21 protein-coding genes are annotated in these 20,491 nt (G+C 64.2%); 9 read left to right on the top strand and 12 right to left on the bottom strand.

The features are described 5' to 3' along the window. The first annotated feature begins 60 nt into the window (after nt 1–60). The 4 genes from NLY37_RS17590 (at nt 61) to NLY37_RS17605 (ending at nt 3,845) form a co-directional block, all read left to right on the top strand. Entirely contained in the window at nt 61–915 is an 855-nt protein-coding gene (locus NLY37_RS17590; RefSeq protein WP_023686462.1) for a tetratricopeptide repeat protein, read from the top strand. Nucleotides 916–1,172: 257 nt separating this feature from the next. Further along, nucleotides 1,173–1,646: a DUF992 domain-containing protein gene (locus NLY37_RS17595; RefSeq protein WP_023671136.1), complete on the top strand. Its 474-nt coding sequence runs from the start codon at nt 1,173–1,175 to the stop codon at nt 1,644–1,646. 89 nt (nt 1,647–1,735) lie between these two features. Beyond that, complete coding sequence (locus tag NLY37_RS17600; RefSeq protein ID WP_023671135.1) at nt 1,736–2,215, top strand: DUF992 domain-containing protein; 480 nt, start codon at nt 1,736–1,738, stop codon at nt 2,213–2,215. 193 nt (nt 2,216–2,408) lie between these two features. Next, nucleotides 2,409–3,845: an MFS transporter gene (locus tag NLY37_RS17605; RefSeq protein ID WP_023740927.1), complete on the top strand. Its 1,437-nt coding sequence runs from the start codon at nt 2,409–2,411 to the stop codon at nt 3,843–3,845. 120 nt (nt 3,846–3,965) lie between these two features. Here the strand turns inward: NLY37_RS17605 and coaBC are convergent, their stop codons facing one another. From coaBC to ubiE, 3 genes are all read right to left on the bottom strand, one after another. Then, complete coding sequence (coaBC, locus tag NLY37_RS17610) at nt 3,966–5,432, bottom strand: bifunctional phosphopantothenoylcysteine decarboxylase/phosphopantothenate--cysteine ligase CoaBC (protein ID WP_023740926.1); 1,467 nt, start codon at nt 5,430–5,432, stop codon at nt 3,966–3,968. 66 nt (nt 5,433–5,498) lie between these two features. Beyond that, entirely contained in the window at nt 5,499–7,073 is a 1,575-nt protein-coding gene (gene ubiB / locus NLY37_RS17615; protein WP_023671132.1) for a 2-polyprenylphenol 6-hydroxylase, read from the bottom strand. Between the two features lie 31 nt (nt 7,074–7,104). Next, nucleotides 7,105–7,881 carry a bifunctional demethylmenaquinone methyltransferase/2-methoxy-6-polyprenyl-1,4-benzoquinol methylase UbiE gene (gene ubiE, locus NLY37_RS17620; protein ID WP_023740925.1) on the bottom strand — a complete coding sequence of 259 codons (777 nt, stop codon included), beginning with the start codon at nt 7,879–7,881 and terminating at the stop codon, nt 7,105–7,107. 134 nt (nt 7,882–8,015) lie between these two features. On the opposite strand from ubiE, the gene NLY37_RS17625 reads away from it, so the two are divergent. From NLY37_RS17625 to NLY37_RS17635, 3 genes are all read left to right on the top strand, one after another. Then, nucleotides 8,016–8,987: an adenosine deaminase gene (locus NLY37_RS17625; RefSeq protein WP_023740924.1), complete on the top strand. Its 972-nt coding sequence runs from the start codon at nt 8,016–8,018 to the stop codon at nt 8,985–8,987. 135 nt (nt 8,988–9,122) lie between these two features. Next, on the top strand, nt 9,123–9,752 hold the full coding sequence (upp, locus tag NLY37_RS17630; RefSeq protein ID WP_023671129.1) for a uracil phosphoribosyltransferase: 630 nt from the start codon (nt 9,123–9,125) through the stop codon (nt 9,750–9,752). 129 nt (nt 9,753–9,881) lie between these two features. Beyond that, nucleotides 9,882–10,439 carry a TIGR02281 family clan AA aspartic protease gene (locus tag NLY37_RS17635; protein ID WP_023740923.1) on the top strand — a complete coding sequence of 186 codons (558 nt, stop codon included), beginning with the start codon at nt 9,882–9,884 and terminating at the stop codon, nt 10,437–10,439. Nucleotides 10,440–10,448: 9 nt separating this feature from the next. Here NLY37_RS17635 and deoA read toward each other — a convergent pair whose 3' ends face one another. The 6 genes from deoA to NLY37_RS17665 all read right to left on the bottom strand — a co-directional run bounded on the left by deoA (nt 10,449) and on the right by NLY37_RS17665 (nt 16,742). Beyond that, a complete protein-coding gene (gene deoA / locus NLY37_RS17640; protein WP_023740922.1) occupies nt 10,449–11,768 on the bottom strand; it encodes a thymidine phosphorylase in 1,320 nt (439 codons plus the stop codon). Then, on the bottom strand, nt 11,768–12,586 hold the full coding sequence (locus NLY37_RS17645; protein ID WP_023686468.1) for a purine-nucleoside phosphorylase: 819 nt from the start codon (nt 12,584–12,586) through the stop codon (nt 11,768–11,770). Before NLY37_RS17645 ends, deoA begins: the two co-directional genes overlap by 1 nt. A 12-nt stretch (nt 12,587–12,598) precedes the next feature. After that, complete coding sequence (gene cdd / locus NLY37_RS17650) at nt 12,599–12,991, bottom strand: cytidine deaminase (RefSeq protein ID WP_023714063.1); 393 nt, start codon at nt 12,989–12,991, stop codon at nt 12,599–12,601. Nucleotides 12,992–13,100: 109 nt separating this feature from the next. Next, nucleotides 13,101–14,072 carry an ABC transporter permease gene (locus NLY37_RS17655; protein ID WP_023740921.1) on the bottom strand — a complete coding sequence of 324 codons (972 nt, stop codon included), beginning with the start codon at nt 14,070–14,072 and terminating at the stop codon, nt 13,101–13,103. A gap of 1 nt (nt 14,073) precedes the next feature. After that, entirely contained in the window at nt 14,074–15,213 is a 1,140-nt protein-coding gene (locus NLY37_RS17660) for an ABC transporter permease (RefSeq protein ID WP_023686470.1), read from the bottom strand. After that, nucleotides 15,210–16,742 carry an ABC transporter ATP-binding protein gene (locus tag NLY37_RS17665; protein ID WP_023740920.1) on the bottom strand — a complete coding sequence of 511 codons (1,533 nt, stop codon included), beginning with the start codon at nt 16,740–16,742 and terminating at the stop codon, nt 15,210–15,212. Before NLY37_RS17665 ends, NLY37_RS17660 begins: the two co-directional genes overlap by 4 nt. Nucleotides 16,743–16,962: 220 nt before the next feature. Between NLY37_RS17665 and NLY37_RS17670 the strand changes: the two genes are divergently transcribed. Together NLY37_RS17670 and NLY37_RS17675 are read left to right on the top strand one after the other, a co-directional pair. Next, a complete protein-coding gene (locus NLY37_RS17670; protein WP_196813821.1) occupies nt 16,963–17,169 on the top strand; it encodes a SlyX family protein in 207 nt (68 codons plus the stop codon). Between the two features lie 13 nt (nt 17,170–17,182). After that, a complete protein-coding gene (locus tag NLY37_RS17675) occupies nt 17,183–17,596 on the top strand; it encodes a hypothetical protein (RefSeq protein ID WP_023740919.1) in 414 nt (137 codons plus the stop codon). 398 nt (nt 17,597–17,994) lie between these two features. Here the strand turns inward: NLY37_RS17675 and NLY37_RS17680 are convergent, their stop codons facing one another. The 3 genes from NLY37_RS17680 to NLY37_RS17690 all read right to left on the bottom strand — a co-directional run bounded on the left by NLY37_RS17680 (nt 17,995) and on the right by NLY37_RS17690 (nt 20,423). Then, complete coding sequence (locus NLY37_RS17680) at nt 17,995–18,984, bottom strand: BMP family lipoprotein (protein ID WP_023671120.1); 990 nt, start codon at nt 18,982–18,984, stop codon at nt 17,995–17,997. Nucleotides 18,985–19,236: 252 nt separating this feature from the next. Continuing rightward, on the bottom strand, nt 19,237–19,560 hold the full coding sequence (locus NLY37_RS17685) for a hypothetical protein (protein ID WP_023671119.1): 324 nt from the start codon (nt 19,558–19,560) through the stop codon (nt 19,237–19,239). A gap of 116 nt (nt 19,561–19,676) precedes the next feature. Next, a complete protein-coding gene (locus NLY37_RS17690; RefSeq protein WP_023671118.1) occupies nt 19,677–20,423 on the bottom strand; it encodes a hypothetical protein in 747 nt (248 codons plus the stop codon). Nucleotides 20,424–20,491: the final 68 nt, after the last annotated feature.

A 20,491-nucleotide genomic window follows, 5' to 3' on the forward strand; every position in this document is an offset into this window, starting at 1 on the left:
TCTGTGACCCGGCCCGGAGGGGGACCTGGACGGCGCGGCTGAAGTGAGGACAGGGCAGACATGAACGCAATCGGCGTAGAGCGCAAAACCACAATGCGCGGTTTGGCCCTGGCGGCAGCCCTGATGTCCGGCCTGGTGCTGGCCGGTTGCCAGAGCGTTCCGACCGGCGAATTCAACAACATCGACAAGGCGCAAGGCTCGAGCGAGAACATCTCCTCGCTGTCGGCGGTGATCCAGCGCAATCCGCAGGATCCGGAAGGCTACAATGTGCGCGGCTCGGCCTATGGCCGTGGCGGCCAGTATCAGGCGGCGCTGAAGGATTTCGACACCGCCATCCAGCTCAACCCGAATTTCTACCAGGCCTATTCGAACCGGGCGCTGATCCAGCGCTTCCTCGGCAACCAGGCGGCCGCCCTTGCCGACTACAACCGCTCGATCCAGATCAATGCAAATTATGACGCCGCCTATATCGGCCGCGGCAACCTCTATCGCAAGGCCGGCCAGACCCAGCAGGCCTTCAACGATTTCCAGAAGGCGATCCAGCTTGATACTACGGATGCGCGCGCGTACCACAATCGCGGCCTGATCTATCAGAGCCAGGGCCAGCACAAGTTTGCCATCGAGGATTTCTCGACCGCCATCTCGCTGGCGCCGGACGCCGCCGAACCCTACAACGGCCGCGGCCTCTCCTATCTCGCCATGAATGACGAGGACAACGCCTTCTCCGACTTCAACATGGCCATCAAACTCGACGGCAAGAACGCCGAAGCCTGGTCCAACCAGGCGCTGATCTACGAGCGCCGCGGCGACAAGGTCAAGGCCTCGAAGGCCTACCGCGAAGCCGTCCATCTCGACCCGACCTACCAGCCGGCCAAGGACGGCCTGTCGCGCACATCGGGCGCCACCGCCGGCTGAGATGCGGCCGCGCGCCGCCATCGGCGGCCTTTTATAACAACGTTCCATTCCTGATGCAGTGCGCCGCGTGAGCGGTTTCTCCCCGGGAAAGCGCAGAGCCCGTCCCCTAGGGATTGCGTATCCAGAAAACCCCACTATCACCCAATCTTAACCACCGGGGGCAAAGCGTTAACCCTTGCCTTGATCGCGCCAAGTTTTCAGCGGAACGCTCCGGGCCATTCAACCGTTGTTGAAGGCATTTTCGAAAGGACTGACCCATGATCAAGAAAATCATCTGTGCCGCGGCACTTGCCACGACGCTGCTTGCCGTTCCCGCCAGCGCCGGCAAGCTTCAGCTCGGCACGCTCGATTGCACCATCGACGGCGGCGTCGGTTACGTCATCACGTCGAACAAGGGCGTCGACTGCACGTTCCGCCCTTATCACCATGGGCCGTCCGAGAAATACACGGGGATGATCTCCAAGCTCGGCGTCGATCTCGGCCAGACGCATCAGGGCCAGCTGGTGTGGGCGGTTCTGGCCGCCACCCGCGGCCATGACGAGGGCGACCTTGCCGGCCATTATTACGGCGTCAACGCCGAGGCGAGCGTGGTGACCGGCGGCGGCGCCAATCTGCTGGTCGGCGGGCTCGACGGCGCCTTTGTGCTGGAGCCGCTCAGCGTCCAGGCGCAGACCGGCGTCAATGTAGCGGTCGCCGTGACCTCCCTGGAACTGATCCACTCGTTCAAATAAGCATCGGCAAATAAGGATCGACTGATCCCTCTACGCGCGGCGCGGAACAGGTTACTGTTCCGCGCCGTATGCTTTTTGGGGGATCCGCCGTGCTGAAACCAGCCATCGCCGCCGCTATCACCATCATCTGTACCGCCCAGGCCCAAGCGCAAGGCCAGGGTATCGAACTCGGTGTGCTCGATTGCGCCATCGGCGGCGGCACCGGCTTCATCTTCGGCTCCAGCAAGGATCTGAGCTGCACCTTCACGCCGGCCGACAAGAGCTTTTCGCCGGAAGCCTATTTCGGCGCCGTCAACAAATACGGGCTCGACATCGGCACCACCAAGCAGACCGTCATGCAATGGCTGGTGCTGACGCCGCTGAGGAACATCTATGCGCCCGGCGCGTTGGCCGGCGACTATATCGGCGCCAGCGCCGAAGTGACCGCGGCGGTCGGCGCCGGCGCCAATCTCCTGGTCGGCGGCTCCTCGCAGGCCTTCACCCTGCAGCCGCTCAGCCTGCAGACGCAGACCGGTATCAACATTGCGATCGGCGTCAGCCAGTTTCAGCTGCGCAGCATTGAGAACTGACCGGCGCATCAAGCGGAGAGGCTTCCGGCCAATCTCGACCGTTTGCACTTCGATAAAAAGCCACTTGAGCTCAACTGCGCTTGAGGTTTTACAACTCGCCTGACTGAAACAGCGCGCATGGCCCCGCCGGAAAGCGCGACTGGCTTCTGGCGCCATGCGCCGGCATCGAGATATGCAAAGGCAGGGTAAAAGAATGACTGAAATCACCAGCAACAAGGTCGACTGGCGGGCATTGTGGGCAAGCGGCGACCTCGCGCGCTTCTGCTTCATCAGCCTCGGCATCCTGCTGCACGCCACCAACGAGACGATGGTGGCGACGGTCATGCCGGCCATGGTCGGGGACCTCGCCGGTGTGCAGTTCGTCGGCTGGTCGCTGGCCGTCTACGAGCTCGGCGCCATTGTCGCCGGCGCAGCGGCCGGGCGGCTGGTCAGCTATGTCGCTCTACGCTCCAACGTCACGGTCGCCGCCCTGCTCTATGCCGTGGGCGCACTGATCTGCGCCACCGCGCCGTCCATGCCGGTGTTTCTTGGCGGCCGTCTGGTCGAGGGTCTCGGCGGCGGTGCGCTGGTGTCGCTGGCCTTCGTCTCGGTCGAGCGGCTGTTTAACCGCAGCATCTGGCCACAGCTGTTCGGCATCATGTCGGCGATCTGGGGCGTCGCCGCCTTCAGCGGCCCGATGCTCGGCGCGATCATGGTCGAACTCCTGTCCTGGCGCTGGGCCTTCGGCGTCTTCGTGCTGGGTGGCATCGCCATGGCATCGGCAAGCTTCATCGTCCTGAACACGCCGGAAGCGACGAAGCCGCAAGCCGCCGCCGGCACCTCGCCGCCCTTCCCCTTTGCAGCACTTGGCTGCCTCGCCATCGCCGTCGTGCTGATCGCCACCGCAGGCGTCGACGTCGCCTTGCTTCGATCGTCGCTGCTGCTGGTCCTCGGCCTCGCCGGCCTGGCGCTGTTCGTTTTCGTCGACGCCATGAAGCCGCAATCGCGACTGTTCCCGTCGGGCCTGTTCTCATGGCGCTCGCCGGTCGGCAGCGGCATGAGCATGGTTGCCGCCTTCTCGGTGGCGACAGTCTCTTTTTCCATCTACGGGCCGCTTCTGCTTACCACGCTGCACGGCATCCCGATCCTGACCACAGGCTACATCATCGCCGCCGAATCGATCGCCTGGTCAATCCTGTCGATCGCCGTCGCCAATGCGCCGCTGCAGCGCGAACGGCAGATCCTCGTCATCGGCGCGCTGATGATTGCAGCCGGCCTCGCCGGTTTCGCCTATGCCATCCCCGCCGGCTCGATCCCGGTGATCCTGCTCTGCGCTTTGTTGCAAGGCGGTGGCTTCGGCGTGTCATGGCCCTTCCTGACCCGCATCATCGTTGCCTCGGCCCGCGACGGCGAGCAGACGATCGCCTCGGCCGCCGTGCCGACCATGCAGCGCATCGGCTACGCCGTGGGCGCCGCCATGGCCGGCATCATCGCCAATGCCAGCGGCTTTTCGGACGGGCTGAACCGCGAGGCAGCAGCGCACGTCGCCGGCTGGCTGTACCTGGCCTTCGTGCCACTTGGCATTGTCGGTTGCCTGGCGGCGTTGAAGATGGCTTTGGCGGCACGCCGGCCGCAATTGGCGACAGGCTGAGGGCACGGCGGATCGAGAATTTGGCGACAGCATTCCGCCGGCGCTGTCGGCGTCAAATGCCCTCGGCCACAAGGCTGCCTGCAAGACCATGGCCTGCCCGATTGCGGAACCGGCGGCCGCTCAGGCTTGCAAACGCTCGGCGATGAGCGCGGCGAGCCGCGCCGCCACCTCGTCCTTGCCCATCTCAGGCCATTCCTCGACGCCGTCCTTCGAGACGATGCGCACCTTGTTGCGGTCGCCGCCCATGACGCCAGTGGGGACGACGCCGCTTTCATGCGAGACATCGTTGGCGACAATGAAATCGGCGCCCTTCTTCTTCAGCTTGGCCTCGGCATTGGCAATCAGGTCCTGCGTCTCGGCGGCGAAGCCGACAACCAGCCCCGGGCGTTGCCCGTGATGACCGACGCTGGCGAGAATGTCGGGGTTTTCGACCATTTGCAGCGCCGGTGGGCCCTGGCCCGCCACCTTCTTGATCTTCTCGCCGGCCGTGCCAGCGGTGCGCCAGTCGGCGACGGCAGCTACGAAGACCGCGGCGTCCGCCGGCAACAACTGTTCGACGGCCGCTTTCATCTCGGCCGCGGTCTCCACATGCGTCGTCACAACGCCGGCCGGATCGGCAATGCCAACCGGACCGGAGACCAGGCGTACATCCGCGCCCAGTCTTGCCAGCGCTGCCGCAATCGCATGGCCCTGCTTGCCCGAAGAGCGGTTGGCGATGTAGCGCACCGGGTCGATCGGCTCATGCGTCGGCCCCGAGGTGACGATGATCCTGCGGCCGGCCAGCGGCTTCGGCCTGCTGTCGAGCAGTGCCTCGATCACTGCCACGATGTCCAGCGGCTCGGCCATGCGGCCTTCGCCCACCTCATTGCTCTCGGCCATCTCGCCCCTGGCCGGGCCGACAAAGGCGATGCCGTCCTTGGCGAGCGTCGCCCGGTTGCGGCGCGTCGCGGCATGCGACCACATTTTCGGGTTCATCGCCGGCGCCATCAGCACCTTCTTGTCGGTGGCGAGCAGCACCGTCGAGGCCAGATCGTTGGCATGGCCGTTGGCGAGCTTGGCCATCAGGTCGGCGGTGGCCGGCGCCACCACCAAGAGGTCGGCCTCGCGCGACAGGCGGATATGGCCAACATCGTGCTCGTCACTGCGGTCGAAGAGTTCGGTGAAGACATGGTCGGCCGAAAGCGCGCCGACCGAAAGCGTGGTGACGAACTCCTGCGCCGCCGATGTCATCACGACGCGCACCGCCGCACCGCGCTCGCGCAGCCGGCGGATCAGGTCCAGCGCCTTGTAGGCGGCGATGCCGCCGCCGATGATCAGCAGGATGCGCTTGCCGTCGAGGGTGTTGTGCGTTTTTGTGGATTGACCTCGCTGGGACAGATCGTTGTCAAAACCTCCATGAGGCTCAACCAGGCGGCGGATTGTTGCATAGAGGGTTTCGCTCTCGGGCATGCCGGCTTCCGCCGACAGCACGCTTTTGGCAAGCGCATCACGCGCCTCTTCCTCCATCGACACCCCGCGCGCCGCAGCGCGCTCACGCAATTTCTGCTTCACGTCGTCAGCTAGATTGCGGACAGTAATGGTGCCCATGACTTGCTCCGCGACATCAATAGCGCGACTGCAACGCTAGCACACAGTTGCTAGCGATGCAAGCGATCAGAGCAGCTTCCACGCGATATACACCAGCGTCAGCGCGATCACCCATAGCGCCAGCCGGCCCGAGCGGGTGTAGCGCGCTTCGGCCTTACCGATGGCGCGCGATGTCGCTTCGTCGAAGCGGAGGCCGTGCTCCGCCATAAAATCGATCTCGCGTGACAGCCGCTCGGTGCGGGCGGCAAGATCGGGCGCCTGGCGGGCCAGCGCCAGCAGCGCCTTGGCGCCGTCGCGCGCGTCCATCAGCAGGCCGCTCGGCCCGAGATTGCCGGCGATCCACTGGCCGACCACCGGCTCGGCCGTCTTCCACATGTTGAAGGCCGGGTCGAGCGTGCGTGCGACGCCTTCGACCACCACCATGGTCTTCTGCAACAGGATCAGTTCCGACCGCGTGGCCATATCGAACAGTTCGGTGACCTCGAACAGCAGCGTGAGAAGCTTCGCCATCGAGATGGTTTCAGCCGGCTGGCCATGGATCGGCTCGCCGATGGCGCGAATGGCCTGCGCGAAAGCCGCGACATTGTGCTGGCGCGGCACGTAGCCGGCCTCGAAATGCACCTCGGCGACGCGCAGATAGTCGCGCGTGATGAAGCCGTAGAGGATTTCGGCGAGGAACCGGCGCTCCTTCTTGCCGAGCCGTCCGGCAATGCCGAGATCGACGGCGACGATATTGCCATTGGCCTCGACGAACAGATTGCCTGGATGCATGTCGGCATGGAAGAAGCCGTCCCGCAGCGTGTGACGCAGGAACGACTGGATCAGGTTGGTGGCGATCGCCTTCAGATCGTGCCCCGCCGCAGCGAGCCCGGCGATGTCGTTCATCTTGACGCCGTCGACCCATTCCATGGTCAGCACATCGCGCCCGGTGCGCTCCCAGTCGACCGACGGCACGCGGAAGCCCGGATCGTCCTTGGTGTTTTCGCCCAGTTCCGAAAGTGCGGCCGCCTCGAGGCGAAGATCCATCTCGATCTTGGTGGTCTGCGCCAGCGTCTCGGTCACCTCGACCGGCCGCAGCCGGCGCGACGACGGGATGTATTTCTCCTGCAGCCGGGCGGCGAGGAAATAGCTTTCGAGATCCTGGAAGAAGCGGCGGCGCACGCCAGGCCGGATCACCTTCACCGCCACCTTGGTATCGACACCGTCATGCATGGCCTGCGCGGGATGGACCTGGGCGATGGAGGCCGCCGCGACCGGCCCGCCGAACTGCGTATAGAGTTCGCCGATCTTGCGCCCGAGCGAGCCCTCGATCGCCGCCACCGCTTCCGCCTGCGAAAAAGTGTGCATCTTGTCCTGCAGCATGGCGAGGTCGAGCGCCATGTCGTTGCCGACGACATCAGGCCGCGTCGCCAGGAACTGGCCGAGCTTGACGTAGGAGGGTCCGAGCCGGACCACCGCCTTGGCCAGCCGGTCGCTGCGCTCATAAGCGAGTGCGCGGCGGCGGGTGAAGAGCCGGGCCATGCGCCAGCCGAATTTCGGCAGGCCGCCGAGTTCGTCGCCCGGCAGTGCTGCGATCACGCCCTCGCGGACCAGCACCCAGCCGGCCCGCGCGAGCCGAAAGGCGGCGCCGACGCTGCTCATCGCCTACCCTGCTGCTGCAAACTGTGGTGCCTCAAAGCTTCCAGCCCGAATGCAGGGCGGCAATGCCGCCGGAATAGTTGCGGAACGACACGCGCTCGAAGCCCGCGCGGGTGATCATTGCAGCAAAGTTCTGCTGATTGGGAAATTTGCGGATCGATTCGACCAGGTAGGAATAGGGTTCGCCCTCGCCCGTCACCATCTTGCCGATCTGCGGAATGGCGTTGAACGACCAGGCTTCGTAGACCTTGTCCAGCAGCGGCATCTCGACCTCGGAAAACTCCAGGCACAGGAACCGTCCGCCGGGCTTCAGCACGCGAAAGGCTTCCGTCAGCGCGACATCGATGCGCGGCACGTTGCGGATGCCGAATGCGATGGTGTAGGCGTCAAAGGTGCTATCGGTGAAAGGCAGTTCCTCGGCATTGGCCTCGACGAAATCGGTGTTGCCGGACAGGCCCTTTTTCTCCGCGCGGTCACGGCCGACGCTGAGCATCGAGCCGTTGATGTCGAGCACCGTGGCATGCGCGTTGCCTTGGCTGGCGTCTACAATGCGGAAGGCGATGTCGCCGGTGCCGCCCGCCACGTCAAGCACTTTCCAGCCCGGACGTTTCGGCGGATTGAGCCATGTCACCATGGCATCCTTCCACAGCCGGTGCAGCCCGGCCGACATCAGGTCGTTCATCAGGTCGTAGCGGTTCGCCACCTTGTGGAAAACATCGTTGACCAGAGGCTGCTTGTCGCCTGGCCCTACCTTCTTGAAACCATAGGAGGTTTCCATGCCGCCCGCGGCCGTGGTTCTCTCAACTGACATTATTTTGATCCGTCATAAAACCGGCGGGACCATAGCCGATCGATGGTGCGGGCGCTATTGTTTAAGGCGCGGTGTTCGGCCGCGCTTCCAGGTGGTGGGCTTTACGGCCTGGACTGATGAGACGGGATAACTGCATGCCTTTGAAAGCAGAACTGCACTGCCACATCGAGGGGGCAGCGGCGCCCGAACTCGTCATCCGTCAGGCGCAGAAATACGGCAAGGACACCTCGCTTTATATCCAGAACGGCTCCTTCGTCTGGCATGATTTCACCTCGTTCCTGGCGGCTTATGATTTTTCCGCCGACCTGTTCCGCACCGAGGAGGATTATGCCCGCCTCGCCGACCACTATCTGACCAGCCTTGCCCGCGACGGCGCCATCTATTCCGAGGTCTTCACCTCGCCCGACCATGCCGTCAGGGCCGGCCTGTCGCCCAAGGCCTATACCGATGCGCTCGGCGAAGGCATGCTGCGCGCCAAAGCCAAGACCGGCATCGAGGGCCGCATGATCGTCACCGGCGTACGCCATGTCGGCGTCGAGTCGATCGAGCAGGCGGCGCGCTTTGCGGCGCGCTGCGGAAATCCGCTGGTCACCGGCTTCGGCGTCGCCGGCGACGAGCGCATGGGCGAGATGGAGGATTATGTCAGGGCCTTCGAGATCGCCCGCGAAGCCGGCCTTGGCATCACCATCCATGCCGGCGAGTTGACCGGGTGGGAGACGGTGCAGGCCGCACTCGACCACATCCGCCCCTCGCGCATCGGCCATGGCGTGCGCGCCATCGAAAATCCCGACCTGGTGCGCCGCATCGCCGATGAGGGCATCGTGCTCGAATGCTGCCCCGGCTCCAACATCGCGCTCAAAGTCTACGACAGTTTCGCCGATCACCCTTTGCCTGCCCTGCAGGCGGGCGGCTGCAAGGTGACGCTGAACTCCGACGACCCACCCTATTTCTGGACCTCGCTGAAGCGCGAATACGACATCGCCGCCGAGCATTTCTCCATGAATGAAAAAGCTTTGACCGCCGTCACCAGGACGGCGATCGAAGCGGCTTTCGTCGACAGGAAGACGAAAAGCGCGCTGCTTGCCCGGCTCGATGCGAAGAGGTGACTGGTGATTGGTGATTGGTGATTGGTGATTGGTTTGCCGGCGGTTCGGCCTGTCAACGGCAATGATCGATCCATCGGGACTCGCAAACCTGCTCACTATTCACTATTCACTATTCACCATTCACTGGAGCAACCCATGCAGGGCGTCACCGTCGTCGACCACCCGCTTGTCCAGCACAAGCTGACCATCATGCGCAAGAAGGAGACGTCGACCGCCGGCTTCCGGCGACTGCTCCGCGAGATCTCGCTCCTGCTCGGCTACGAGGTCACCCGCAACCTCGAACTGACGACGACGACCATCGAAACGCCGATGGAAACCATGGAAGCGCCGACGCTGGAGGGCAAGAAGCTGGTCTTCGCCTCGGTGCTGCGCGCCGGCAATGGCCTGCTCGAAGGCCTGCTCGACCTGGTCCCGGCGGCCCGCGTCGCGCATGTCGGCCTCTACCGCGATCACGAAACGCTGGAGGCGGTGGAATATTTCTTCAAGGCGCCGAGCGATCTCGCCGACCGGCTGGTGATCGTCGTCGATCCGATGCTGGCGACCGCGAACTCGGCCATCGCGGCCATCGACAAGCTGAAGGAGCGCGGAGCCACCAACATCCGTTTCCTTTGCCTGCTGGCGGCGCCAGAAGGCATCGAGCGCTTCACCAAGGCGCATCCGGATGTCCCGGTCTTTACCGCTTCCATCGACCGCCAGCTCAACGAGAAGGGCTACATCATGCCCGGCCTCGGCGATGCCGGCGACCGCATGTACGGAACCAAATGACGGCGGCTGGCAAGGCCAGCTGGCATCCAGTCGTTTACCGCCCGTTTACGCAAAGCCGCGGTTTCGGGTTGGCGTTAAAGCGGCACACACCATACGTGGGCAAAAATGGGCCTTCACGAAGGTCCATTCATGCTGCGCAAGCTTCTCATTCTGGGCGTGTTCGCCGGAACGTCGGCATCGATCCCGATCGTCTATCAGTCGAACCCGCAGATTCTCGACAACCTGTTGAAGTCGACCGTCGCCGGCAAGCCGCAACCGCAGCCCGAGCTGAGCCTCGCCTCGGTTCCCGACAAGCCGGCCGCACCGCTGCCCACCGGTCGCAAGGTCCTGGTGGCGGCCGACGAGCGCGGCCATTTCACCTCCGCCTTCAAGCTCAACGGCCGCCAGGTCGACGGCATGATCGACACCGGCGCCACTTTGGTCGCCATCAACACCTCGACGGCGCGCCGCATCGGCATCTCGCTCAACCCGTCGGATTTCAGCCATCAGGTCAACACCGCCAATGGCGCGATCAGGGCCGCTGTGGTCAACATCGACCGCCTGCAGATCGGCAAGATCAGCGTCGACAACATCCAGGCCGTGGTCCTCGACGACAAGGCGCTGCGCACCAACCTGATCGGCATGAGCTTTTTGCAGCGGCTGGCAAAATACCAGGTCGAAAACGGCACACTGTTGCTGGTGCAGTAGCGCCTTCCGCTACCCGCGCGGCAGCACGCGCCGGATGACAGTCTTGTCGGCGGCTGGTTTCGACGCCCCGATCGTATAGGCCGAAAGCACGGCGGCTGCGGCCGCTTCGGCCTCCGCTTGCGTGCGGGCGTGGACGAGCGCCAGCGGCTCGCCGGTCCGCACCTCGGCGCCGAGCGGCAGCAGCCTGGTGATGCCGACCGCATGGTCGATCCTGTCGTCCGGCCGCGTACGCCCGCCACCGAGCCCGACCACGGCAAGGCCGATATCGCGGGTGGCAATGCCGGTGGCAAAGCCGTTGCCTGCCGCCTTGACCGCAAACTCCACCGCCGCTTTCGGCAGGTATTTTTCCGGCTTCTCGACGAAATCGGCGGGACCGCCAAGGGCTGCGACCATACGTGCGAAGGCGGCCGCCGCGCGGCCGCCGGCCAGCGTCTCGGCCGCGCGCCTGAGACCGTCCTGATTGGACGACGCCAGCCCTGCCGATTGCAGCATCTCGGCGGCCAGCGCCAGCGTCACATCCTCCAGTCGCTTGTCGCGGAGCCTCCCGGTGAGGAAATCGACGGCGTTGCGCACCTCGACCGCGTTGCCGGCCGCCGACGCCAGCGGCTCGTTCATGCCGGTGACCAGCGCCGAGGCCTTCAGGCCGGCGCCGTTGGCGATCTCGACCAGGCTGTTGGCAAGTGCTGTCGCGTCGCGCGACTTCTCCATGAAGGCGCCATTGCCGACCTTGACGTCGAGCACCAGCGACTGCAGGCCGGCCGCCAGTTTCTTCGACAGGATAGAGGCAGTGATCAGCGGCACCGATTCCACCGTTCCGGTCACATCGCGGATCGCATAGAGGCGACGGTCGGCGGGCGCGAGATCGGCGGTCTGGCCGATGATGGCACAGCCGGTCTCGAGCACGGTCTTGCGGAAGCGCGCGATATCCGGCTGGCTGATATAGCCTGGGATGGCATCCATTTTGTCCAGCGTGCCGCCGGTATGCCCAAGGCCCCTGCCGGAGATCATCGGCACATAGGCGCCGCAAGCGGCGACGATCGGCGCCAGCATTAGCGAGACATTGTCGCCGACGCCGCCGGTCGAATGTTTGTCGGTGACCGGACCCGGCAGGTCCGACCAGTCGAGCACATCGCCGGAATCGCGCATGGCGAGCGTCAGCGCCACCGCCTCGTCGCGGTTCATGCCGTTGAAGAACACCGCCATGGCAAAGGCGCCGACCTGGCCGTCCGAGACGCTGCCCGAAGTTACGCCCGCGACGAAGGCCGAAATCTCCTGCGGGGACAGTTTCTGGCCGTCGCGCTTGCGGCGGATGATTTCCTGCGGAAGCATCAGGCAGCGCCCTTCGGCTCCGGCAACCCATCCTGGAACACATGCGCAAGGATCGTCGCCAGCCGTGCGCCGCCGATCGGCGCCATGTCCTTGGTCTCCTGGTGCGACAGTTCCGCCCCGGTCATCCCGGCGGCGAGATTGGTGATCACCGAACAGGCGGCTACGCGAAGCCCAAGGAAGCGGGCGAGAATGACCTCCGGCACGGTCGACATCCCTACCGCATTGGCGCCCATGACGCGGGCCATGCGGATTTCAGCAGGGGTTTCGAAACACGGACCGGAAAACCACATATAGACGCCCTTGTGCAGCGCCGTCCCTGTCGCCTTCGCCGCCCGTTCGATCGCCGCGCGCAAGCCGGCATCATAGGCTTCGGTCAGGCCGACGAAGCGGCGGTCGCTCGGCTCGCCGATCAGCGGGTTGGAGCCGGAGAAATTGATGTGATCGGTGATCAGCATCACCGATCCAGGCAGCATGTCGGGATCGACCGAGCCGGCGGCATTGGTAAGGATCAGCTTGGTGATGCCGATGCCGGCAAGCACCTCCAGCGCCGGCCGCATCGCCGCAGCAACGCCGTGCTCGTAATAATGGGCGCGGCCGGACAGCATCAGCACCGGCGTGCCGGCGAAAAGCCCCGCGACCACCTCGCCGGCATGGCCAGTCACCCCGCTGCGGGGGAAACCCGGCAGGTCGGCATAAGAGATGCGCACGGCATTTTCGACCTGGTCGACAAGCCCGCCAAGGCCCGACCCCAGCACCATCGCCGTTGTCGGCGCCAACCCGTCCAGCCTTTCAACGAGGTGGTCCAGAGCTTCCTTCATATCAGCCAACTCTCACTTCAAAATGTCGCCACGAAACCCGTAGGGCAGCATGTCGCCCATGGTCACGGTCTCGACCACGCCGGTGTTGTCGCAAAGATAGAGCTTTGTGTCCGGCCGGCAGAATTCCGCCAGCCTTTGCCGGCAGCCGCCACAGGGCGAGCATTTGGCCATGCGCGAGGCAATGACGGCGACCTCGACGATCTTGCCGCCGCCGCCCATGATGTAATGGCCGAGCGCCGTGGTCTCGGCGCACCAGCCTTCCGGATAGGACGCGACCTCGATGTTGGCGCCGGTGAAGACACGGCCGTCTTCGGTGCGCAACGCCGCACCCACCGGAAACTTCGAATAGGGCGCGTAGGCCTTGGCCATGGCCTCCTGCGCGGCTTCGAACAGATCATGCGACATCTAGACGTTCTCTCCGACGATCGTGGTCAAAACCCGGCGCTTTGCGTTTTCCTGGCGCCTTTCGAGCACCAGCCGCATGTTCGACACAGTGCTCCTGGGCGCGCCCGGATCAACGTTCCTTGACATAAGGCACGCCGCCGGCGCGCGGCGGGATCGCCTTGCCGATGAAGCCGGCAAGCAGGATCACGGTCAGCACATAGGGCAGCGCCTGCATGAACTGCACCGGCACCTTGCCGATCAACGGCAATGGCGAACCCTGCAGGCGGATCGCCGCCGCGTCGAGGAAGCCGAACAGAAGACAGGCGAACATGGCGTTCACCGGTCGCCATTTGGCAAAGATCAGCGCCGCCAGCGCAATGTAGCCCTTGCCGGCGGTCATATCCTTCACGAAGCCGCCATTCTGCACCATCGACAGGTAGGCGCCGGCGATGCCGGTGAGGATACCGGTGCAGATCAGCGCCCGGTAGCGCAGCCAGGCGACCGAGATGCCGGCGGTGTCGACGGCGGCCGGGTTCTCGCCGACGGCGCGCAGCCTGAGGCCAAAGCGGGTGCGAAACAGCACCCACCAGGTGAACGGCACCATGGCGAAAGCGAGATAGACCAGGATCGAATGGCCGGACAAAAGCTCGGAATAGATCGGCCCTATAATCGGCACGTCGTGGATGGCGGCAGCACCTGGCAGAGTGATGGCCTCGAAGCGCTCGCCCGGCTGCAGCGCCGGCGTTCGCCCGCCCTGCTGGAACCAGGCTTGGCCCAGAATGATGGTCGAGCCGGCGGCGACGAAGTTGATGGCCACACCGGAGACGATCTGGTTGCCGCGATGGGTGATCGAGGCGAAGCCGTGCACCAGGGCAAAGGCGACCGACATCAGGATCGCCATGCCGAGACCGAGGAAGGCCGAATGGAAGACCGAAGCGGCGGCCGCACCTGCAAAGGCGCCGACCAGCATCTTGCCTTCCAGCCCGATGTCGAAAACGCCTGCGCGTTCCGAATAGAGGCCGGCAAGGCAAGCGAGCAGCAACGGCACCGACAGGCGTATGGTCGAGTCCAGGATCTGCACGATGGCGATGAAGACGTCCATCTCAGGCGCCCTTCCCTTTGACCGCTTCGATGCCCACCGACCTTGGACTGAACGAGGCGAACAGCGCCTGGACGTAGGGCCGGAACATGTGCTCCAGCGCACCGGCAAACAGGATGACCAAACCCTGGATGATGACGATCATGTCGCGGGAAATCGCCGGCATCTCGAAGGCAAGTTCGGCACCGCCCTGGTAGAGCATGCCAAACAGGATCGCCGCCAGCACGATGCCGACCGGATGCAGACGGCCCATCAGCGCCACGGCGATGCCGACGAAGCCGGCGCCGGAGACGAAATCGATCGCCACATTGTGCTGGTCGCCCATCACCGGGTTCAGCGTCATCATGCCGGCCAGCGCGCCCGAAATCATCATCGCTATAATGATGATGCGGGTCTCCGAAATGCCGGCATAGCGCGCCGCTTTCGGGCTGTGCCCGTAGGTGCGCATCTCGTAGCCGAGCTTGGTGCGCCAGATCAGCAGCCAGACCAGGAATGCCATGAGCAGCGCCAGCAGGAAGCAGATGTTGAACGGCGCCGAGCGTATCTTGGCGCCGAACAGTTCGATGATCCAGTTGAGCTTGGGCAGTTCGGCGCCAGCGAGGAAGTTGCGCGTCTGCGGCGCCTGCGACGCCGCCGGCTTTAATGGCCCGACCAGGAGATAGACCATGATCGAGGCCGCGATGAAGTTGAACATGATGGTGGTGATGACGATGTGCGACCCGCGCTTGGCCTGCAGATAGGCCGGGATCAGCGCCCACAGCGCACCGACGGCGGCTCCGGCGACGATCGCCAGCGGAAAGGTCAGCCACCACGGCAGCACAGTGTCGAAGGCGAGGCAGACCACGCCCACGCCAAGGCCGGCAATATAGGCCTGGCCCTCGGTCCCGATGTTGAACAGGCCGCAATGCGCGGCCACCGCCACCGACAGGCCGGTGAAGATGAAGGTGGTGGCATAGAACAGCGTGAAGGCAATGCCGGTTCCCTTGCCGAAAGCGCCCTCGACCAGGATGACGGCGGCACGAAACGGGTTTTCGCCGACCAGCATGACGACGAAACCGGCAACGATGAAGGCCACCGACAGATTGATCAGCGGGATCAGCCCATAATCGGCCCAGGCCGGCAGCTTGGCGTAAGGCGTGCTCACTCTGCCGCCTCCTGGCGATCGACGCCTGCCATCAGCAGGCCAAGCTCGCCTTCGGTCGCCTCGGGGCCACGTTCGCCGACGATGCGCCCGGCAAACATCACCAGGATGCGGTCGGACAGCGAACGGATCTCGTCGAGCTCGACCGACACCACCAGCACCGCCTTGCCCTGGTCGCGCATGGCAATCAGCCGCTTGTGGATGAATTCTATGGCGCCGACATCGACGCCGCGTGTCGGCTGGCCGACGATCAGAACACCGGGGTCCTGCTCCATTTCTCGCGCCAGCACGATCTTCTGCTGGTTGCCGCCGGAGAAATTCGCCGTTTTCAAACGCGGATTGCCGGGCCGGATGTCATATTTCTCGATCTTGTCCTTGGCATCAGCCATGATGGCGTCGATGTTGAGGAACGGCCCTTTCAGGTAGCGCGGGTCGTCATGGTAGCCGAGGATCGAATTCTCGTTCTCCTCGAAGGCCAGCACCAGGCCGACATGATGGCGGTCCTCCGGCACATGGGCGAGCCCACGGTCGCGCAACTCGCCGGGATCGGCGGCCCCGGTCAGGTCGATCGGCTTGCCATCGAGCATCACCGAGCCGGAAACCGCGCGCCTGATGCCGGAAATCGCCTCGAGCAGTTCGGACTGGCCGTTGCCGGCGACACCGGCAATGCCGACGATCTCGCCGGCGCGGATATCGAAGGAGATGTCGTCGACCATGGTGACGCCGCGCTGGTCTTTCACCGTCAGGTTCTTGACCGCGAGCTTGACCGCGCCGGCCTCCGTCTCGCCCTTTTCGACCCGCAGCAGCACGCGCCGCCCGACCATCAGTTCGGCCAGTTCGCCGACTGTCGTCTTGCTGGTCTCGCGCGTCGCCACCATCGTGCCCTGGCGCATGACCGAGACATTGTCGGTGATGGCCATGATCTCGCGCAGCTTGTGGGTGATCAGCACCACCGTTTTGCCCTGGTCCTTCAATTGCCTGAGGATGCGAAACAGATGGTCGGCCTCGGCCGGCGTCAACACGCCCGTCGGCTCGTCGAGAATCAGGATCTCGGCGCCGCGATAAAGCGCCTTCAGGATTTCGACACGCTGCTGCAGGCCGACCGGCAATTCCTCGATGATGGCGTCGGGATCGACTTCCAGCCCGTATTCGCGCTCGAGCCGCTCCAGTTCGGAGCGCGCCTTGGCGATGCTCTTTTTCAACAGCGCATCGCTTTCGGCGCCGAGGATGATGTTTTCCAGCACGGTGAAATTGTCGACCAGCATGAAGTGCTGGTGCACCATGCCGATGCCGAGCGCGATGGCGTCGTTGGAGGTCTTGATCGACGCCGCCTTGCCGCCGACACGGATCTCGCCGCTGTCGGCCTGGTAGAAGCCGTAGAGGATCGACATCAGCGTCGACTTGCCGGCGCCGTTCTCGCCGACGATGCCGTGGATGGTGCCGCGTGCGATCTCCAGATTGATGTCGCGATTGGCGCGAACGGCGCCAAAACTCTTGTTGATGCCGATCAGTTCGATTGCGGCTTGCGCCATGCAGCCTGTCCCACTCTTATTTTTTTATCGCTTGGTCAAAACGCCTAGCATGATGCCCCACCCGTGCCAATTGGCGGCGCAGTGGCCACTCTCGACAAATCCCGGTGCGCTTGTCAATTTCGAACGTGGCCGCAGACCTTCACATTCACTAATATGCAAGGGTCAACAGTCGCATCATCATGCTGCAACTGCGTGCACCAAGACTAGGGAGTTTCGAATGATCATGCCTGTCGACCGGCTGACGACGCTGGAAATCCGCGCCGCTGAACAGGAAAAGACCATCGAGGAACTGTCGGGCCAGATCGCCGAACAGTGGACGGCGATCGAACGCATGCAGCGCAAGCTCGATGCGCTGACCGGGCGCTTCATGGCGCTGGAGGAACAGTCGGCCCCCGACGTGCCGATAACCAAACCGCCGCACTGGTAGCAAGGAGAAGCCGATGGCCGGTGAAAGCGGTCGCGTTGCGCGGGCGGGCGATTATGTGCTTGGCCTGATGAACGATCGCGACCGCGAGCGTGCCGAGCGCGACCTGGAGATCGATCCCGCCTTCCGCGACACGGTGATGCGGCTGGCCGAGCGCATGCATGTCTCCGACCGCATGGGGCGGCCCTCGGGCGACGGCGATCGCTGGCGGCTGATTTCGCAACGCATCGCCGAACTGCCGCAGATGCGTGTGGTCGGCCACGACGAAGCGAAGCCGGTGATCGGCAGACTGGAGCGGAAGCCCTATGGCGTCGGCGTGCATTCGCTCGGTGGCCGACGCGGCTTCGCTATCGCCATTACGCTGATGGTGGTGTTTGCGCTGGGTTATCTCGTCGGTCTGTTGTCGACAGGAAGTGCGCTTCTGCCCTGACCTACGGCCAACCGCATACGGCGCTCCCCTCTCCGTCTCAGCTTCGCCGAGCCCGCAACGCCGGAACTGCCGATCTCCCCCCTTGCGGGGGAGATGGCCGGCAGGCCAGAGGGGGGTGTGAAGGATCGCCAACCTTAATGGCTTCCGTTGGGAATGAACGGTGAATTGGCTGTTAGGCCGAGGGACAGCACCCCCCTCTGCCTTGCCAGGCATCTCCCCCGCAAGGGGGGAGATCGGACGTCGCCGAGATCTTCGCCAATCTTCAACGTCCTTCCAACCCTCCAAAAACAAAACCGCCGGGCTTTCACCCGGCGGTTCGAAACCTAAAGCAATTTCAGGAAAAGTGTGAAGCGGTTTTCCGTCCGGAATTGCGTCAAAACAAAGAAATAACTTGCCGATCAATACGGGCAGGCGTTGTCGGCGGTGTAGTCGTGCACCTGGATCGTGCCGGCGATGATGTCGGCTTTCGCCTTTTCGACCGCCGCCTTCATCTCGTCGGTGACCAGCGCCTTGTTGTTGTCGTCCATGGCGTAGTCGACTCCGCCTTCCTTGAGGCCGAGATTTTGCAGGCCGCCTTTGAAGGTGCCGTTCTTGCCGTCCATGAAGGCGGTGTAGACGGCCACGTCGACACGCTTCAGCATCGAGGTCAGCACCTTGCCGGGCTGCAGGCCGTTCTGGTTGGAATCGACGCCGATGCCGAGCTTGCCGGCATCCGCCGCCGCCTGCAGCACGCCGACGCCGGTGCCGCCGGCCGCGGCATAGACCACGTCGGAGCCCTGGTCGATCTGTGTCTTGGCGATCTCGCCGCCCTTGGCCGGATCGTTCCACGCCGCGGGCGTGTCGCCGGTCATGTTCTGGATGACGTCGGTCGCACCGGCCGCCTTGGCGCCGCCGACATAGCCGCATTCGAACTTGCGGATCAGCGGAATGTCCATGCCGCCGATGAAGGAGACCTTCTTGGACTTCGAGGCCATCGCCGCCATGATGCCGACGAGATAGGAGCCTTCGTTTTCCTTGAACACAAGCGAACGGACATTGGGCATATCGACGGCATCGTCGATGATGGCGAAGTTGAGATCGGGATATTCCTTCGCGACCACCTTCAGCGCATCCTCCCAGGCAAAGCCGGCCATGACGATCGGGTTGCGGCCGTCCTCGGCGAAGCGGCGCAGCGCCTGCTCGCGTTGCGAGGCGTTCGACACTTCGAACTCGACATAGGCGGTGCCGGTCTCGGTCTTGAACTTTTCGGCGCCGTGATAGGCAGCCTCGTTGAAGGATTTGTCGAACTTGCCGCCGAGATCGTAGAGGATGGCCGGCTGGACATCCGCGGCGAAAGCCGGAAGAACCATTGCGGTTGCGGCCAGGAGGCCGAGAACGATACGTTTCATGTGATCCACACCCTGTCGGTTATTTTTTTCCGTTACGCGCCGCCCGCCTGCCCGGTTCTCCGGCAGGCATGCGGCATCAGCCAGGAGTGTACTCCCCTCCCGCTCAAGGCAATCTGGCACGGCCCGAAACAAAATTCACGCGGAATTTTGACCTTTTGGAAAAGCATGCCCCCCGTTGGAAAAACATGCCCAATGCGGTGACAGCTGTGGACGATTGCCGCGTTGTCGTCGCAAGTCCGCTGGGACAACCCATCAGCCCGGCGCGAATTCTCCGCCGCGCCGCCGGCGCCGGTAGCCGATCGCATAGAGGATGAAGGCAAGCACCGCGAACACGGCAAACCCCGGCTGGGCAAGCACCCAGGCGATGCCGCCATCCCATATCGTCGGATTGACCTTGGCGCGCACGAAGGTCTCGAAGGCCGCGCGGGTGTCGGGCGAAACCGCCAGCCAGCTCGAATTCAGCGGCGTCATGACCAATGTGGAAGCCGCCACCGAGCGCGTCGCGTCGAGCACGGCCATGATGACGGCGACCGAGAGTGCGATCATGGCCGCGAGGCGAAACAAAAAACGCAACATCGAAATCTTCCCCGGTCCTCAAGTTCCTCCCGAGGACCTTCCGGTCAAAGGCGAGGAATAGAATGCGCACGCCCCGCGTGCAATCGCCATACGCGAATTTGAAGCCTATCGCCCGCCTATATGGCCACCTTTCGGCTCCGCCGATGGACGAGCCAGACGCCGAGGACGCCGCCGCCAATGGCCCCGACCACCAGCCCGGCAAGGCCGATGAACACCGCGAAGTAGCCGCAGCCGCCTTCGAAACAGCTGATGTCGGTGGCTTCGGCGATCCCCGCGCCAAGCGCGAAGCCGGCGACGGCGCCGACGACGGCGCCGAGGGTGATGCCGGCCAGCGCGGCGACGATCGAACTAAAGGCTGACGGTGCCTGCGCTTCCGGCCTTGCATAAAAGGCCTTGGCCTCGTCGCCGCGGCGCAGCAGGTAAATGCAAAACAGGCCGATGACGATTTCGGTGGCGGCGATCGCAAGCTCCCTGGCGGAGACGGTGAAATCGGGCACGGTCAGCGCATAGACCTGCTCGGCCAGCCGCCAGGCGATAGTGGTGATCTGCCAGATGGTGAAATGACGCGGAAAGCGCGCGGAACGGCTTAAGGCGAGGCCGAGCAGATAAAGCCCCCACACGATGGTGACGATGTCGAAGGCCAGTCCGCCAAGCACGAAATAGAAGACCCTGTCCGGCAGGCCGGAACTCTCGAACAGCCACCGCGCCGAGACCAGCCAGTAGACCGACCATGCCATGACGAAGAGGAGCCAGACCACGGGCACGAAGGACAGCCCGCTGTCCGGAGGCCCTGCGGGCGTCAGCCCGCCTGGCATGCCTCCGGCCGGCGTTCCGCTGGCCGGCTGTTCATTGCTCGATGTCATGTCTGGACGTTGCCCCCGCAAAGCCTCCGCCGCACTCGACAGGTGGCGAGGGGCGAAGTCAAGCGCGG

It is taken from the genome of Mesorhizobium sp. C395A, from assembly GCF_030323205.1.
GTDB lineage: Bacteria > Pseudomonadota > Alphaproteobacteria > Rhizobiales > Rhizobiaceae > Mesorhizobium.